This window comes from Streptomyces sp. NPDC047085, from assembly GCF_040643735.1.
GTDB lineage: Bacteria > Actinomycetota > Actinomycetes > Streptomycetales > Streptomycetaceae > Streptomyces.
In genome coordinates this window covers 214,147-228,218 of record NZ_JBEYUW010000008.1, presented here as the reverse complement: position 1 = coordinate 228,218, position 14,072 = coordinate 214,147, and the positions used below count along the sequence as shown (strand labels likewise).

At 70.1% G+C, this 14,072-nt stretch carries 11 protein-coding genes; 3 read left to right on the top strand and 8 right to left on the bottom strand.

Annotation, left to right across the window (positions count from 1 at the left end):
• Positions 1–213 precede the first annotated feature (213 nt).
• The 3 genes from ABZ865_RS26460 to ABZ865_RS26450 all read left to right on the top strand — a co-directional run bounded on the left by ABZ865_RS26460 (position 214) and on the right by ABZ865_RS26450 (position 2,914).
• A complete protein-coding gene (locus tag ABZ865_RS26460; RefSeq protein WP_361235121.1) occupies positions 214–711 on the top strand; it encodes a hypothetical protein in 498 nt (165 codons plus the stop codon).
• Positions 712–1,072: 361 nt separating this feature from the next.
• The gene (locus ABZ865_RS26455; RefSeq protein WP_361235118.1) at positions 1,073–2,668 is read left to right on the top strand and encodes an acyl-CoA carboxylase subunit beta; all 1,596 of its coding nucleotides are present in this window, start codon (positions 1,073–1,075) and stop codon (positions 2,666–2,668) included.
• A 57-nt stretch (positions 2,669–2,725) separates the two neighbouring features.
• Positions 2,726–2,914: an acyl-CoA carboxylase subunit epsilon gene (locus ABZ865_RS26450; RefSeq protein WP_361235115.1), complete on the top strand. Its 189-nt coding sequence runs from the start codon at positions 2,726–2,728 to the stop codon at positions 2,912–2,914.
• 132 nt (positions 2,915–3,046) lie between these two features.
• Here the strand turns inward: ABZ865_RS26450 and ABZ865_RS26445 are convergent, their stop codons facing one another.
• From ABZ865_RS26445 to ABZ865_RS26410, 8 genes are all read right to left on the bottom strand, one after another.
• Positions 3,047–3,628, bottom strand: coding sequence for an ATP/GTP-binding protein (locus tag ABZ865_RS26445; protein ID WP_030216560.1), 582 nt, complete (start codon positions 3,626–3,628; stop codon positions 3,047–3,049).
• Complete coding sequence (locus ABZ865_RS26440) at positions 3,609–4,181, bottom strand: DUF742 domain-containing protein (RefSeq protein ID WP_361235112.1); 573 nt, start codon at positions 4,179–4,181, stop codon at positions 3,609–3,611. Before ABZ865_RS26440 ends, ABZ865_RS26445 begins: the two co-directional genes overlap by 20 nt.
• Positions 4,182–4,277: 96 nt before the next feature.
• A complete protein-coding gene (locus ABZ865_RS26435; protein WP_004983065.1) occupies positions 4,278–4,691 on the bottom strand; it encodes a roadblock/LC7 domain-containing protein in 414 nt (137 codons plus the stop codon).
• A 10-nt stretch (positions 4,692–4,701) separates the two neighbouring features.
• Positions 4,702–7,974 carry a nitrate- and nitrite sensing domain-containing protein gene (locus tag ABZ865_RS26430; RefSeq protein ID WP_361235109.1) on the bottom strand — a complete coding sequence of 1,091 codons (3,273 nt, stop codon included), beginning with the start codon at positions 7,972–7,974 and terminating at the stop codon, positions 4,702–4,704.
• Between the two features lie 406 nt (positions 7,975–8,380).
• Positions 8,381–8,956 (bottom strand): ATP/GTP-binding protein, encoded by a 576-nt coding sequence (locus ABZ865_RS26425; protein ID WP_100828422.1) that lies wholly within the window; start codon positions 8,954–8,956, stop codon positions 8,381–8,383.
• Positions 8,937–9,335 carry a DUF742 domain-containing protein gene (locus tag ABZ865_RS26420; protein ID WP_019058642.1) on the bottom strand — a complete coding sequence of 133 codons (399 nt, stop codon included), beginning with the start codon at positions 9,333–9,335 and terminating at the stop codon, positions 8,937–8,939. The genes ABZ865_RS26425 and ABZ865_RS26420 overlap by 20 nt, the downstream gene beginning before the upstream one ends.
• A gap of 111 nt (positions 9,336–9,446) precedes the next feature.
• Entirely contained in the window at positions 9,447–9,860 is a 414-nt protein-coding gene (locus ABZ865_RS26415; RefSeq protein ID WP_030382516.1) for a roadblock/LC7 domain-containing protein, read from the bottom strand.
• Between the two features lie 9 nt (positions 9,861–9,869).
• A complete protein-coding gene (locus ABZ865_RS26410) occupies positions 9,870–13,622 on the bottom strand; it encodes a nitrate- and nitrite sensing domain-containing protein (RefSeq protein ID WP_361235105.1) in 3,753 nt (1,250 codons plus the stop codon).
• Between the last annotated feature and the right edge of the window lie 450 nt (positions 13,623–14,072).

Below are 14,072 nucleotides of genomic sequence, written 5' to 3'. Positions count from 1 at the left end.
GTTTAATCTTCAACGAACCTGACGTCCACGACGGTAGACCCATTCTGTTTAGAATTCAACCTCATCCGGGGCGTGTCTTCACGCTAACTCATGGTCACCATGTCCGCCCTCTGGCGGACGCGCGTAGAACTCGGGCACCATCTGCGTGCACCACCTGCACAGCCGCCCCTCAGGAAGCACGGCCATCAGCAGGAAGGGTTCCCCATGAAGGCCATGACGGTCCGATCCGCACTGACCGCCCTCGCCCTCGTCGTCGCCCCCGGTGTCGCCGTCGTGGGCACCGCCACCGACGCCTTCGCCGTCACCAAGATCAGTCAGGCCACGGCCGAGTCGATGTTCCGCTCCGTCGGCATCACCTGGTCGTCGTCGGGCAACTGCACCGACCGCAACAACCCCACCTGTACGTCCTTCGAGCAGCTCAACCTCGCCACCGCGCAGGGCGCCCAGACCCTCAAGCGGGCCAGCGGCTGCGCGCTCAACATCACCGGCGGCACCGAGACCGGCCACGCGAGCGGCACGTACTCGCACTGGAACGGCTACAAGCTCGACTACAGCAAGTACACGTGCGTCGGCAACTACATCAAGAACAACTTCAGCTACATCGGCCTGCGCGGCGACGGCGCCCCGCAGTGGAAGTCCGCCTCCGGCAACATCTACGCCGACGAGGGCAGCCACTGGGACGTCACGTACTTCAACTGCGGCGGCTGCTGAGCCGAATGGGGTGACCGGCGCCGTGAGCGAGGCCGGTCCGACCCGTCCCGCGCTCCTGCCGGCCACCACCCTCGAGGGCCGCCTGGGCTCACCGGCCCAGGCGGCCCTCGCCACGCCCACAACCCCCCGGCGGGCCGCCGTCCGAGGGGCCGTGTCACTCTGGGGATGGCATGCACCACACACAAATGTGAGGTGGCCCTCGGGTGACGGCTTTGTAGCGCCCCTACAACGGCGGAGCCCCCTGAGCAGTCGGAACGCCTGCATGTTCGTGCGGTTCTGTTCAGTGGTACCAGGAAAACGCTCCGGAGACTGTACGGAGTCGACGGCTCGCTTTCCTTGGTGGGCTTCGTAAGGTCGCTACATGACCGTTGTGGAAGAGAAGACGGGTGAGCCGACCGGTGAGCCGACGGACGCCCGCGGGCGGGTCGCCGAGCTGCACGGGATCCGTGCGCAGGCCGTGGCCGGCCCCAGCGAGAAGGCGACCGAGGCACAGCACGCCAAGGGCAAGCTGACGGCCCGGGAGCGCATCGAGCTGCTCCTGGACCCGGGTTCCTTCCAGGAGGTCGAGCAGCTGCGCCGGCACCGGGCGACCGGTTTCGGCCTGGAGGCCAAGAAGCCGTACACCGACGGTGTCATCACCGGCTGGGGCACGGTGGAGGGCCGCACGGTCTTCGTCTACGCCCATGACTTCCGGATCTTCGGCGGCGCCCTCGGCGAGGCCCACGCCACCAAGATCCACAAGATCATGGACATGGCCATCGCGGCCGGCGCGCCGCTGGTCTCCCTGAACGACGGCGCGGGCGCCCGTATCCAGGAGGGCGTCTCCGCCCTCGCCGGCTACGGCGGCATCTTCCAGCGCAACACGAAGGCCTCGGGTGTCATCCCGCAGATCTCCGTGATGCTGGGCCCCTGCGCCGGCGGTGCCGCGTACTCCCCGGCGCTGACGGACTTCGTCTTCATGGTCCGCGAGACCTCGCAGATGTTCATCACCGGCCCGGACGTCGTCAAGGCGGTCACCGGTGAGGAGATCACCCAGAACGGCCTGGGCGGCGCCGACGTGCACGCCGAGACCTCGGGCGTCTGCCACTTCGCGTACGACGACGAGGAGACCTGCATCGCGGAGGTGCGCTACCTCCTGTCGATGCTGCCGCAGAACAACCGCGAGAACCCGCCCCGGGTGGAGTCCTCCGACCCGGCGGACCGCCGCGGCGACGTCCTCCTCGACCTGGTCCCGGCCGACGGAAACCGGCCCTACGACATGGTCAAGGTCATCGAGGAGATCGTCGACGACGGCGACTACCTGGAGGTCCACGAGCGCTGGGCGCGCAACATCATCTGCGCCCTCGCCCGCATGGACGGCCAGGTCGTCGGCATCATCGCCAACCAGCCGCAGGTGCTGGCGGGCGTCCTGGACATCGAGGCGAGTGAAAAAGCTGCGCGCTTTGTCCAGATGTGTGACGCTTTCAATATCCCGATCGTCACCTTCCTGGACGTGCCGGGGTTCCTCCCCGGTGTCGACCAGGAGCACGGCGGAATCATCCGTCACGGCGCGAAGCTCCTCTACGCCTACTGCAACGCGACCGTGCCGCGGATTTCGCTGATCCTGCGCAAGGCGTACGGAGGTGCCTACATCGTCATGGACTCCCAGTCGATCGGCGCCGACCTCACCTACGCCTGGCCGACGAACGAGATCGCCGTGATGGGCGCGGAAGGTGCCGCCAACGTCATCTTCCGCCGTCAGATCGCCGAGGCCGAGGACCCCGAGGCGATGCGGCAGAAGATGGTCAAGGAGTACAAGGCCGAGCTCATGCACCCGTACTACGCGGCGGAGCGCGGCCTGGTGGACGACGTGATCGACCCCGCCGACACGCGCGAGGTGCTGATCAAGTCCCTGGCGATGCTGCAGTCGAAGCATGCCGACCTGCCCTCGCGCAAGCACGGCAACCCCCCGCAGTAATCGGCCGGACCCACCGCGGCAACCCCGCGGACCCCTTCCTCACGGAGACTGACACCCATGAGCACTCCCGACATCCGCGTCGAGAAGGGCCACGCCGAGCCCGAGGAAGTCGCCGCCATCACGGCGGTCCTCCTGGCCCGCGCGGCCGCCCAGCCCGCGACCGAGACCCACCGAGCCCGCCCCAAGGCCGGCTGGCGCCGCCTGGAACGCGAGGGCGGCTTCCGCGCGCCGCACTCCTGGCACTGAGCCTTTCCGCGTGACCGCAGCCCCGCTTCTCCCTTCGGGAGGGCGGGGCTGTGGCGTGTCCGGCGGCCGGCGCCGGGAACGGCAAAGGGGCCCTCTCCGTGTGGAGAGGGCCCCTGCGCGCGGTGGGGCCGGTCAGCGGAGGCGGGCCATCAGGGCGTGCTCGACCAGCGTGATCAGCGCCGACTTGGCGTCCGCGCGGTGGCGGGCGTCCGTCGTGATGATCGGGGTGTCGGGGCCGATCTGCAGAGCCTCGCGCACCTCGTCCGGCTGGTACGGCTGCTGGCCGTCGAAGCCGTTGAGGGCGATGACGAAGGGCAGCCCGCTGTTCTCGAAGTAGTCGACCGCGGGGAAGCAGTCGGCGAGACGGCGGGTGTCGACCAGCACGATGGCGCCGATGGCACCGCGCACCAGGTCGTCCCACATGAACCAGAAGCGGTCCTGACCGGGCGTACCGAAGAGGTACAGGATCAGGTCCTGGTCCAGGGTGATACGGCCGAAGTCCATGGCGACCGTCGTGGTCGTCTTGTCTCCGGTGTGGGTGAGGTCGTCGATGCCGGCCGACGCGGACGTCATGACGGCCTCTGTGCGCAGCGGGTTGATCTCCGAGACGGCGCCGACGAACGTGGTCTTGCCCACGCCGAAGCCGCCCGCCACCACGATCTTCGCGGAGGTGGTGGAGCGGGAAGGACCGCCGCTAGAGCTTGCGAAGTCCACTGAGCACCCTTTCGAGCAGTGTCACGTCTGGCTGGCCACCGGCGTTCTCGTCGCCGCCGGGCTGATGGATGGCGACCAGGCCCGCCTCCGCCAAGTCGGCGACGAGGATCCTGGCCACGCCGAGGGGGATCGTCAGGAGGGCCGAGATCTCGGCGACCGACTTGATCTCCCGGCACAGGTTGCAGATCCGCTGATGCTCGGGCAGCTGGCCCTGCATCTGGTGCGGAGCGGCGGTGGTGTGCACCAGTGCCTCGATGGCGAGCTGGTAGCGCGGGCGGGTCCGGCCGCCGGTCATGGCGTACGGACGCACCAGGGGGTTGTTGGACGCGGCCGGGGCCGGCGCCGGCTCGGGGCGGCGCTGCGGCTGAACCGGCTGGATCCGCGGGGCCGGCGGCTGGTCGTACGGTGACGGGCCGGGGCCCTGCGGCGCGTACGGCTGCCGGTGGCCAGGGGCGGAGGGGAAGTTGTACCGGTTCGCGGAACCGCCGTCCTGACCCTGGGCAGGGCCGTACGACCAGTTGCCCGAATTCGAACCGCCTGGGGGTGTTGCCACTTTCTCTCCTCCTCCGACCGTGCCGGGCACCCATCCATGTGGAGCCGCGTCCCGAAACCTTACGGCCCCGGGACACGAAAACGCACCGTCCGATTACTAGTTGAGAAGACTCCCCTGGAGCTCCGCACGGAGATCCGGGGTGAGGACCGTGCCCGCGCGGTCCACCAGAAGGGCCATCTCGTACCCGATGAGACCGATGTCCGCTTCCGGGTGGGCCAGGACCGCGAGCGAGGAACCGTCGGAGATGGACATGATGAAGAGGAATCCCCGCTCCATCTCCACAACCGTCTGGTTCACACTGCCGCCCTCGAAGATGCGGGAGGCGCCTGCCGTCAGAGACGTCAGACCGGAGGCGACGGCCGCGAGCTGATCGGCGCGGTCGCGGGGGAAGCCTTCGGACATCGCCAGAAGGAGTCCGTCGGCGGAGACCACCACCGTGTGGGACACCCCCGGGGTGTTGTCCACGAAGTTGGTGATCAACCAGTTCAGGTTCTGTGCCGCCTGGCTCATCGGGCTCACACTAACGCTCCTGGTTGTAGGTGCTGTCAGGACCGAAGCCCTGGCCGTTCGTTTCACTGCCTGCGTTGCGTCCGCGCTGGACGCCTCGACGCAGGTTGCTCAGCCTGCCCCGGACGTCCTCCGGGGCGCGGGAGACCTGTGGGCCTCCCTGAGGGGTGCTCTCCGCCGTGCCCTCGACCAGGTTGGCCTTGGGCACCCGCCGCGGCAGACCGGAGGCGGTGACCCCGCCTGCCTTGGGCTTCCGGAGCTGCGCGGCCTGCTGCCAGCGCTCGTCGTTGGCCGAGCGCCAGCCGCTGTCACCGTTCCCCGCCGTGTTCCCCGGTGCGGGAGCCGGCGTTTCCTGCGACGCGCGCGCCGTGCCGTTCGAGCCGCTCGTGCCGTTCGATCCGCTCGCGACGGATCCACGGCGGGGCAGCCCGGCGTCGGTCAGCTGGTGGCCGACGGGAGAGGCCGGTCCCGGACGGTCGAAGCCTACGCGGTTCCGCTCACTCGCGTCACCGGCCTGCGACGATTCCGTTTCCGGAGCGTACTGGGCCTGATACCCGTTCTGGTAGCCGTTCTGCTGGGGCCAGTCGTCCTGGTAGGACTGGCTCTCGTAGGAGCCGTATCCCTCGGACGCGGAGGCGTGCGCGGGCGCGTGCTCCTCCTGCGCGGGCTCCGCATACCCCGGGTCGGGGTAGCCACCGTTGCCGGAGAAGCCGTCCTGCTGCGGCTGCCCGCCGTTCGGCGCGAAGTACTGGTCGTCGTACGACGTCTCGTACCCCTGCTGCTGGTCCTGGTAGCCCGCCTGGCCGTCGAAGGCACCCGCCGGCTGCTCGGTGTAGCCGGTGCTGCTGCCGTCGTAGGCCTGCTGCCGGGCCGCCTCGAACTCGTCCACGTACGCGGACTGTTCGGGGGTCTCCTGCTGCGGCTGGCCGGGCTGCTGGCCGTGGGCCTGGGCCTCCAGGGCGGCGCGACGCTCCTCGCGCATCAGCGAACGGCCGACGGGGTCCAGGTCGCGCAGGTCGTCGGGGACGTCCACGTACCGGCTGTCGTCGAAGCCGAGTTCGGCGGCGGTGCGCAGGGGCTGCGGCTGGCTGAAGCTCTCACCCTGGAACTGCTGCTCCGGGATGATCTGGGAGACCGTGAACTCCTCGCGCTCCAGCGGAACCTCGCCGCCACCACCGTGGGTGATGGCGTCCGGGAGCATGACCAGGGAGGTCGTACCGGCCTGCTCGCCCGAGGGGCGCAGCTGGACGCGGATGCCGTGCCGGTCGGACAGCCGGCCGACCACGAACAGGCCCATGCGCTGCGAGATCGCGGCGTCCACCGTCGGCGGGTTGGCCAGCTTGTGGTTGATGTCCGCGAAGTCCTCGGCGGTCAGGCCGATGCCCTTGTCGTGGATCTCGATCATCACGCGGCCGTCGGGGAGACGGGTCGCGGTGACGCGGACCTTGGTCTGCGGGGAGGAGAACGTGGTGGCGTTCTCCAGCAGCTCGGCCAGCAGGTGCACGAGGTCGGTGACCGCGCGGCCGTGGATGTCGGCCTCCGGGACGCCGGACAGCTCGATGCGCTCGTACTGCTCCACCTCGGAGGAGGCGGCGCGCAGGACGTCGATCAGCGGGACCGGCTGGTCCCAGCGGCGGCCGGGCTCCTCGCCCGCGAGGACCAGGAGGTTCTCGCCGTTGCGGCGCATACGGGTGGCCAGGTGGTCCAGCTTGAAGAGGTTCTCCAGCTGGTCCGGGTCGGCCTCGTTGTTCTCCAGGTCGGTGATCAGGGTCAGCTGGCCCTCGATCAGCGACTGGTTGCGGCGCGAGAGGTTGGTGAAGATCGCGTTGATGTTGCCACGGAGCAGGGCCTGCTCGGAGGCGAGCCGGACCGCCTCGCGGTGGACCTGGTCGAAGGCGCGGGCGACCTCGCCGATCTCGTCCTTGGTGTGGATCGGGATCGGGGCGACCCGGGTGTCGACCCGGCCGGGGTCGGTGCGGGAGAGCTGGTCGACCAGCATCGGCAGGCGCTGCTCGGCGATGCCGAAGGCGGCGTTGCGCAGCTGGCGCATCGAGCGGCTCATCTGGCGGGCCACCGTACCGGCCAGGACGAACGCGAGGAGCAGGGCGATCACGACGACCGCGCCGGTGATGAAGGCGGAGGTCTTGGCGTCGTCGGCGATGTCGGAGGCCTCGTTCACCGCCCTGTCGGCCATGTCCGACTCGATCGAGCGGTAGGCGTCGAACTTGAGGGTGTTGACCGCCCACCAGTTCTCGGGGGTGATGCCCTGCTGGGCGAGCAGCTGACGGGCGGCGGGGTCCGTGGAGCTGAGCTGGGCGAGCCCCGTGACCATCTTCCGCGGGTCGGACGGCGGGGCCACGAACTTCGGGTCCTTGGCCTTCGCCTGCTGGACCATCGCCGCGGCCTTGGCCTGGATGTCCTTCTTCTCGGCGTCGAGCCGGTCCGCGTCGGCCTGGGTGCCACCGCCGAGGTACTCCTCGGAGGCGATGCCCTCCAGGTACGCGTACGAGGCGAGGGCGGTGCGCTGGGACGCCAGGTTGGGCGCGTCCGGACCCGGCTTGACCAGCATGTGCATGCCGATCGAGCGCTCCAGCGACAGCGCGGCCTTGGTGAGCGAGATGGCGTAGACGGTACGGCCGTAGGAGGTGATGTTGCCGGTGCCCAGGCCCAGCTCGTTGGCGAACTCCATGAGCGGGTGGGCGACCTTGACGTAGCCCTCCTCGGTCTGCACGCCGGTGAACTTGGAGGTGAAGGCGGCCTGACGCAGGGTCTGCAGGAACGGCTCGGTCTCGCGGAACAGCTTCAGCCGGCGCTCCAGGCCGGACTTGTTCGGCATGTTCTGCGCGGCCTCGTCGAAGGCGTCGGCGGCCTTGTTGGTCGTGGCGCGGGCCGAGCTGATCGTCTGCTTGTCCTCGGCGGAGGCGGCCTTGCCCTTCAGCAGCGGAGCGGCGGTGATGTCACGCTCGTTGTAGAGGGCGTCGGCGTACGACAGGGAGGCCCGCACCAGGCGCGCGGTGTTCTCCGCGTCCTGCGCGTCCTGCCAGGTGTCGATCGAGCTCTTCACCTGGAAGCCGCCCATGACCAGGCCGACCGCCACGGGTATGAGCAGGATCGCGTTCAGACGGGTCGGCACCCGCCAGTTGCGCGGCGAGAAACGGCCGCCGCTCGACGCGGGAGTGGCCGCCGGTTCCGCACCGGGCATCACAGGGGAGGGCGCCGCCGCGCGCGGCGGCGGGGTGAAGTTGCCCCGCGCCGACGGCTCGGGACCGTTCTTGCTTCGCCTCACTCGACCAACAACCTCTCGGCGGTCGGCACCTACGTCGTGCCGCAGTCTCTCAGAGCCCGGTTCGTCATCCGACCACTCAGTACGTCACCTACTCAGTGACCACTCAGTAGGTCATCGACCAGCGGGCAGTTCAGGCATTCCAGCACGTGGACCAGCGCACTTCCAAACAGTGGAAACCCCCCGTGGACGCCGTTGTAAGCCCCAGATAAATCGGTCATACAGCGCCAGGAGTGGCAAATGGCAGGGCGTTTGTGAGCGCAGCGGCGTCGCACGACCGCGTCGCGTGGTGAAGCCGGGGGATTCCTCTGCCGAACTGTTATGAACACTGGAGCCGACCGTGTCAAAGGCCACAGTCGGCTCCGAATGTGTTTACGACAACTGCCGTACGGCACGTCGCACTTGAGTGCTACCGCAGGCGGGCCATCAGGGCGTGCTCCACCAGCGTGATCAGCGCGCTCTTGGCGTCGGCGCGGTGCCGGGCGTCGGTCGTGATGATGGGTGCGTCGGGGCCTATCTGCAGGGCCTCGCGCACCTCCTCGGGGGCGTACGGCTGCTGGCCGTCGAACCCGTTGAGGGCGATGACGAACGGCAGACCGCTGTTCTCGAAGTAGTCCACCGCCGGGAAGCAGTCCGCCAGACGCCGGGTGTCCACGAGCACCACCGCGCCGATCGCACCTCGTACGAGGTCGTCCCACATGAACCAGAAGCGGTCCTGACCGGGCGTACCGAACAGGTACAGGATCAGGTCCTGGTCCAGGGTGATGCGGCCGAAGTCCATCGCCACCGTGGTGGTGGTCTTGTCCCCGGTGTGGGTCAGGTCGTCGATGCCCGCCGACGCGGACGTCATGACGGCCTCCGTACGCAGCGGGTTGATCTCCGAGACGGCGCCGACGAACGTGGTCTTGCCCACGCCGAAGCCGCCCGCCACCACGATCTTCGCGGAGGTGGTGGCCCGGCCCGCGTCAGAGCTTGCGAAGTCCACTGAGCACCCTTTCGAGCAGCGTCACGTCCGGAGCGCCGCCGTTGTTCTCGTCGCCACCCGGCTGGTGGATGGCGACCAGGCCGGCCTCGGCGAGGTCGGCGACAAGGATCCGGGCCACACCGAGCGGCATGGCCAGCAGGGCGGAGACCTCCGCCACCGACTTGACCTCACGGCACAGGTGGCAGATGCGCTGGTGCTCCGGGAGCAGTCCCATGAGCGCAGCCGGGTCGGCCGTGGTGCTGATCAGCGCCTCGATCGCGAGCTGGTAGCGCGGCCGGGTCCGGCCGCCGGTCATCGCGTACGGACGTACCAGCGGCTGGTCGCCCTCATCGCCGTACGGCTCCGCGTACGGATCATGAGAGGCGGTGGGCGGGGTCATGAATCCTCCGGGCGGGACAGCAAGTTGGTCAGTCGTGCCGTCGGACGAGGCCGGTGGGGGGATTGTGGCGGCCGGACGGTGTTTTCGTGTGCTGGGTGGTGCCGAGACGGGTCAGTGGAGCAGACTGCCTTGTAGTTCGGCGCGGAGGTCAGGGGTGAGGACCGCCCCCGCGCGGTCGACGAGCAGGGCCATCTCGTAGCCGACGAGGCCGATGTCGCACTCGGGGTGAGCCAGCACCGCGAGGGACGACCCGTCCGAGATGGACATGAGGAAGAGGAAGCCGCGTTCCATCTCGACGACGGTCTGCGCCACGTTGCCGCCCTCGAAGATCCGGGAGGCCCCGGCCGTCAGCGAGGTCAGGCCGGACGCGACCGCCGCCAGCTGGTCGGCGCGGTCCCGAGGGAAGCCTTCGGACATGGCCAGCAGAAGGCCGTCGGCGGAGACGACCACCGTGTGCGACACCCCTGGGGTGTTGTCCACGAAGTTGGTGATCAACCAGTTCAGGTTCTGTGCCGCCTGGCTCATCGGACTCAACTAACGCTCCTGCTGGTGAGTGGGGTTCGGGAAGCTTCCGGTCTGGCCGTTGCCGACCTGACGACCCTGCGCGATACCCCGACGGAGATTGGTCAGCCGGCCGCGTACGTCGTCAGGCGCACGCGAGACCTGCGGACCGGCTTGGTGCTGTTGCTGCTGAGCCGTGCCCGGGACGAGGTTCGCCCGGGGCACCCGGCGCGGAAGGCCGGACGTGGTGATGCCGCCCGCCGCGGGCTGCCGGACGCGCTCCGCCTGACGGACGATGTCGTCGTTCGGCGAGGTGCGCCAGGAGCTGGTGGCGGAAGCCGCACGCTGCGGAGCCGGTGCGGGCGCCTGCTGGGGGGCCGGAGCGGCGTCCGGCTGGCCGCCCTGCTGGCTGCCGTGGAACCAGTTGGTCTCCAGCGTGTCGTACAGCGGGGTGCGGCCGTCGCCCGGGCCCGAAGCCGGCGGCAGCGCCTCCGGCTCACGCCGGACGGGCCGCTGCGGGGCCCCCGGGCGCGGGGCGTTGAAGTCGGCGGGACCGCCCGGCTGGGGCCGCTCGTACTGGCCGGTCTGGCTGTGCGCGGGGCCCTGGGCCGGTCGGCCGGGCAGCGCGTGCTGGCCGGTGGAACCGCCGTCGTAGCCACCGTCGTACGCCTGCGGAGCCGCGAACTGACCTGTGTGGTGCGGTTCCTGGCGGCCCGGCGCCGGCGTGCCGAAGACGTCGGAGCGCACGAACCCGCCGCTGGTGTCCTGCTGGCCGTAGCCCTGCTGGCCGTAGTCCTGCTGTCCGTGGTTCTGCTGGCCGTGGTTCTGCCGGCCGTAGTCCTGCTGGCCGTAGCCCTGCTGGGTGTTCGGGCGCGGGAACTGGCCGGTGTTCTGCGAGCCGCCCAGGCCGTTCACGTCCGGGCGGGGGAACTCGCCCGTGGAGGTGGGGTCCTGAGCGTCGATCCGGGGTATCTCCGCGGTCGAGCCCGGGCCCTGCCGGTCGTCGACGCGCGGCATGCGCGCGGTGTGCGCCGGGGCCTGCTCGTCATGGCCGCGCGGGGCGTCCAGCGAGGCACGCGACTGCGGGGCCTGGCCGTTGTCGCTCCAGTCCGCGGTGCGCCCCTGCGGGCCGCCGGGCAGCTCGGCCCGGGGACCGCGCGGCAGCTGGGCCTGACGGCCCTGGTCGGGAGCGCCGGCGTTGCCGCGCTGCGGGGCCTGGCCACGGCTGCCGAAGAGGTCCTGCTGCGGTCCGCCGGTGTTCGCCTGCGAAGCCTGCGCGGCGCCCGGCAGCTGACCGGCGCCGAAGCCGCCCGCGCCGGCACCCGCCGGGGGCCGGCCCTGCTGAGGTGCCGCCGGACCCTGCGGACCACGCGCGCCGCCCGGCGCGCCGGGACGGCCGCCCTGGCCGGTGCCGGGCAGCGCGGCCCGGGGACCCTGGCCGGCGCCGACCTGGCCGCGCGGGCCCGAACCGGCACCGAGCAGTCCACCGCCGGACGGGGCACCGCCGAGGGCACCGCCCTGGCCGCCGGCGCCGCCCGCGCGGCGCGCGGCGGCGGCACCGGCCGCGGCCTGCGCGGCGGCCGGGCCACCGGTCGGCGCGGGGGCGCCGTGCTTGCCGGCAGCGGGCTTCTTGCCGCCCTGGGCGACATCGACGGGCAGCATGACCAGCGCGGTCGTACCACCGGAGTCGGAGGGGCGCAGCTGGATGCGGATGCCGTGGCGCTGGGACAGACGACCGACCACGAACAGACCCATGCGGCGGGACACCGAGACGTCCACGGTGGGCGGCGAGGCGAGCCGCTCGTTGATCGCCGCGAGGTCCTCGGGGGAGAGGCCGATACCGGTGTCGTGGATCTCGATCAGCACGCGGCCGTCGGGCAGCGCGTGACCGGTGACCTTGACCTTGGTCTGCGGCGAGGAGAAGGAGGTCGCGTTCTCGAGCAGCTCGGCGAGCAGGTGCACGAGGTCGTTGACCACGCGGCCGGCGACCTCGGTCGTCGGCACGGCGGCCAGCTCGATGCGCTCGTACTGCTCCACCTCGGATGCGGCGGCGCGGAGCACGTCGACCAGCGGGACCGGGCGGGTCCAGCGGCGGCCGGGCTCCTCACCCGCGAGGACCAGGAGGTTTTCACCGTTACGGCGCATACGCGTCGCGAGGTGGTCGAGCTTGAAGAGGGAGGAGAGCTGGTCCGGGTCGGCCTCGCGGGACTCCAGTTCGGAGATCAGCGAGAGCTGACGCTGGATAAGACCCTGGGAGCGGCGCGAGAGGTTGGTGAACATCGCGTTGACGTTGCCCCGCAGCAGGGCCTGCTCGGCGGCGAGGCGGACCGCCTCGCGGTGCACGTCGTCGAAGGCCGCGGCCACCTGGCCGATCTCGTCCCGGGAGTGCACACCGACCGACTCCACGGACGTGTCGACGTCCTGCGGGTCGGACTCGGACAGCTGCTTGACCAGCTCGGGCAGGCGGTCCTGGGCGACCTTGGTCGCGGTGTCCTGCAGCCGGCGCAGCGAGCGGATCATGGACCGGGCCACGACGAAGGCGCCGACCAGCGACACGCCGAGCACGAGCAGGATCAGCGCACCGGAGATGATCGCCTCCTGCTCGGAGGACGACTTCAGCTCGCGGGCCTTCTGCTCCATGTCCTCGAGCAGCGTGTGCTCGATCTTCTTCATCTCCTGGATCTTGGTGGTGCTGTCGTCCACCCAGTCCCGGTACGAGCGCGCCGGCAGGCCGTCGAGACCGTCGCGGGACTCGAAGGTGCGCTTCGCGTACAGGTCCGCGGCCTGGATCGTCGGGTTGTTCCCGGAGATCGGCTTGAGGAGATCCTCGGCGCCCTGGTCGGAGTAGATCTTGCGGAAGATGTTGAGCTGCGAGCCCTCGCTGTCGAACGCCGACTGGCCGTAGAGGCGGTCGTTGTTGGACATGTGGCCCTTGACCGTGTTGCTGGCGGGCAGGGCCGCGGCGATGACGGCGCGCTGCACCGACGCGTACTCCTTGGCGGTGGAGAACGCCGCCAGGGCGCGGGTGCGCTGGATCATCTCGGGGTTGCTGGACGCCTCCGCCATGGACTGGGAGAGGTCGATCAGCTGGCTGATCAGCCGGTGGTAGGCCTCGACCGTCTGGGTCGAGTTGTCCTTGGAGCCGTAGGCGTCGTGGCGGATCTTGGCCAGCGCGTCCAGCTGGCCGACCAGGCCGACCAGGGTGTCGCGGACACCCTGGAGTTTGCCGTCCTTGCTCGCCTCGTCGATCTTCTCGGACTGGTCGACGAAGTTGGTCTTCGCCCGGTCCGTCTTCTCCCGCAGGCCCCGGACCGAGTAGTCGCTCGCCGTCAGGCCGTGCGCCAGCGGGCCCGCCGACTGGTCGCGCTCCTCCTGGAGCGCCATCGCCAGCTCGGTGGCCTGCTTCGTCATCTCCGTCAGCAGCTTCATGTTGTCGAGCTGCTGAATGTCGTTCATGGAGTCGCCGATGCGCAGCGCGCCCAGTGAGGTGGCCGCGACCACCGGCAGCGCGAGCAGCGACACCAGACGCGTGGAGATGCGCCAGTTGCGCAGGGCCATGCGCGAGCCGGGGCCGGTCTGGCCCTTGGGGGGCTTGACCGTCGGCGTCGGACTCACGGACCCGGGTGCGCCCGCCGGGGCGGACGTGCCGGGGCGCCCGGAGCGCTCACCGCCGTCGCCGGACGGGGCCGGGTTCTGGGCGTGCTGGGGCGAGGCACCACGGTCGGTCCCGCCGTGCGGCTCCGGCTCCGCCGAAGCGCTGCCATCCCTCTTGAAACGTCCCTGCACTAGCGTCGCAACCTCTGAACCAGGCACCCCTCCGAAGGGAGGGACACGGTGTCGGCGTTGTGGAGAGCGCCCTGAATACGCACCCCGGTGGTGTTGAGAGTGACCGGCGCTGGTTCCCCCCTATCTCGCCGTCACTCGGCGCTGTGTCGCGCCCCCCGTGCGCCGGCTCGATCCTGCGGCGGTCCGTGGAATTCCAGCACAGTGCCGGATCTCCAACAAGGGCCGTGCCCCGAGCTGTGACCTATGTGACTGACTGTGATTGCGACGTCACGAACCGTGGAGGCACTTCCGGCCCAAAGCGGACGTTTCCCTGCGAGTCGCCGAGCGGCGCAAGGTGTCCCAGTCGCCATGATCAGGAGCGGAATGATGGCTTCAGGGGTCCAATGTCCGTTTCGTTGGAGAGGGTTGCGAGTCAGGATTGACCGCTTTGTTCCCGGAGTCGTGAGCAAA

Excerpts from the sequence above, each read along its gene's own strand:
- ABZ865_RS26460 (WP_361235121.1), top strand. The coding sequence starts at position 214 with ATGACGGTCCGATCCGCACTGACCGCCCTCGCCCTCGTCGTCGCCCCC.
- ABZ865_RS26415 (WP_030382516.1), bottom strand. The coding sequence starts at position 9,860 with ATGAGCCAGGCGGCACAGAACCTGAACTGGTTGATCACCAACTTCGTG.
- ABZ865_RS26450 (WP_361235115.1), top strand. The coding sequence starts at position 2,726 with ATGAGCACTCCCGACATCCGCGTCGAGAAGGGCCACGCCGAGCCCGAG.
- ABZ865_RS26420 (WP_019058642.1), bottom strand. The coding sequence starts at position 9,335 with ATGACCCCGCCCACCGCCTCTCATGATCCGTACGCGGAGCCGTACGGC.
- ABZ865_RS26435 (WP_004983065.1), bottom strand. The coding sequence starts at position 4,691 with ATGAGCCAGGCGGCACAGAACCTGAACTGGTTGATCACCAACTTCGTG.
- ABZ865_RS26455 (WP_361235118.1), top strand. The coding sequence starts at position 1,073 with ATGACCGTTGTGGAAGAGAAGACGGGTGAGCCGACCGGTGAGCCGACG.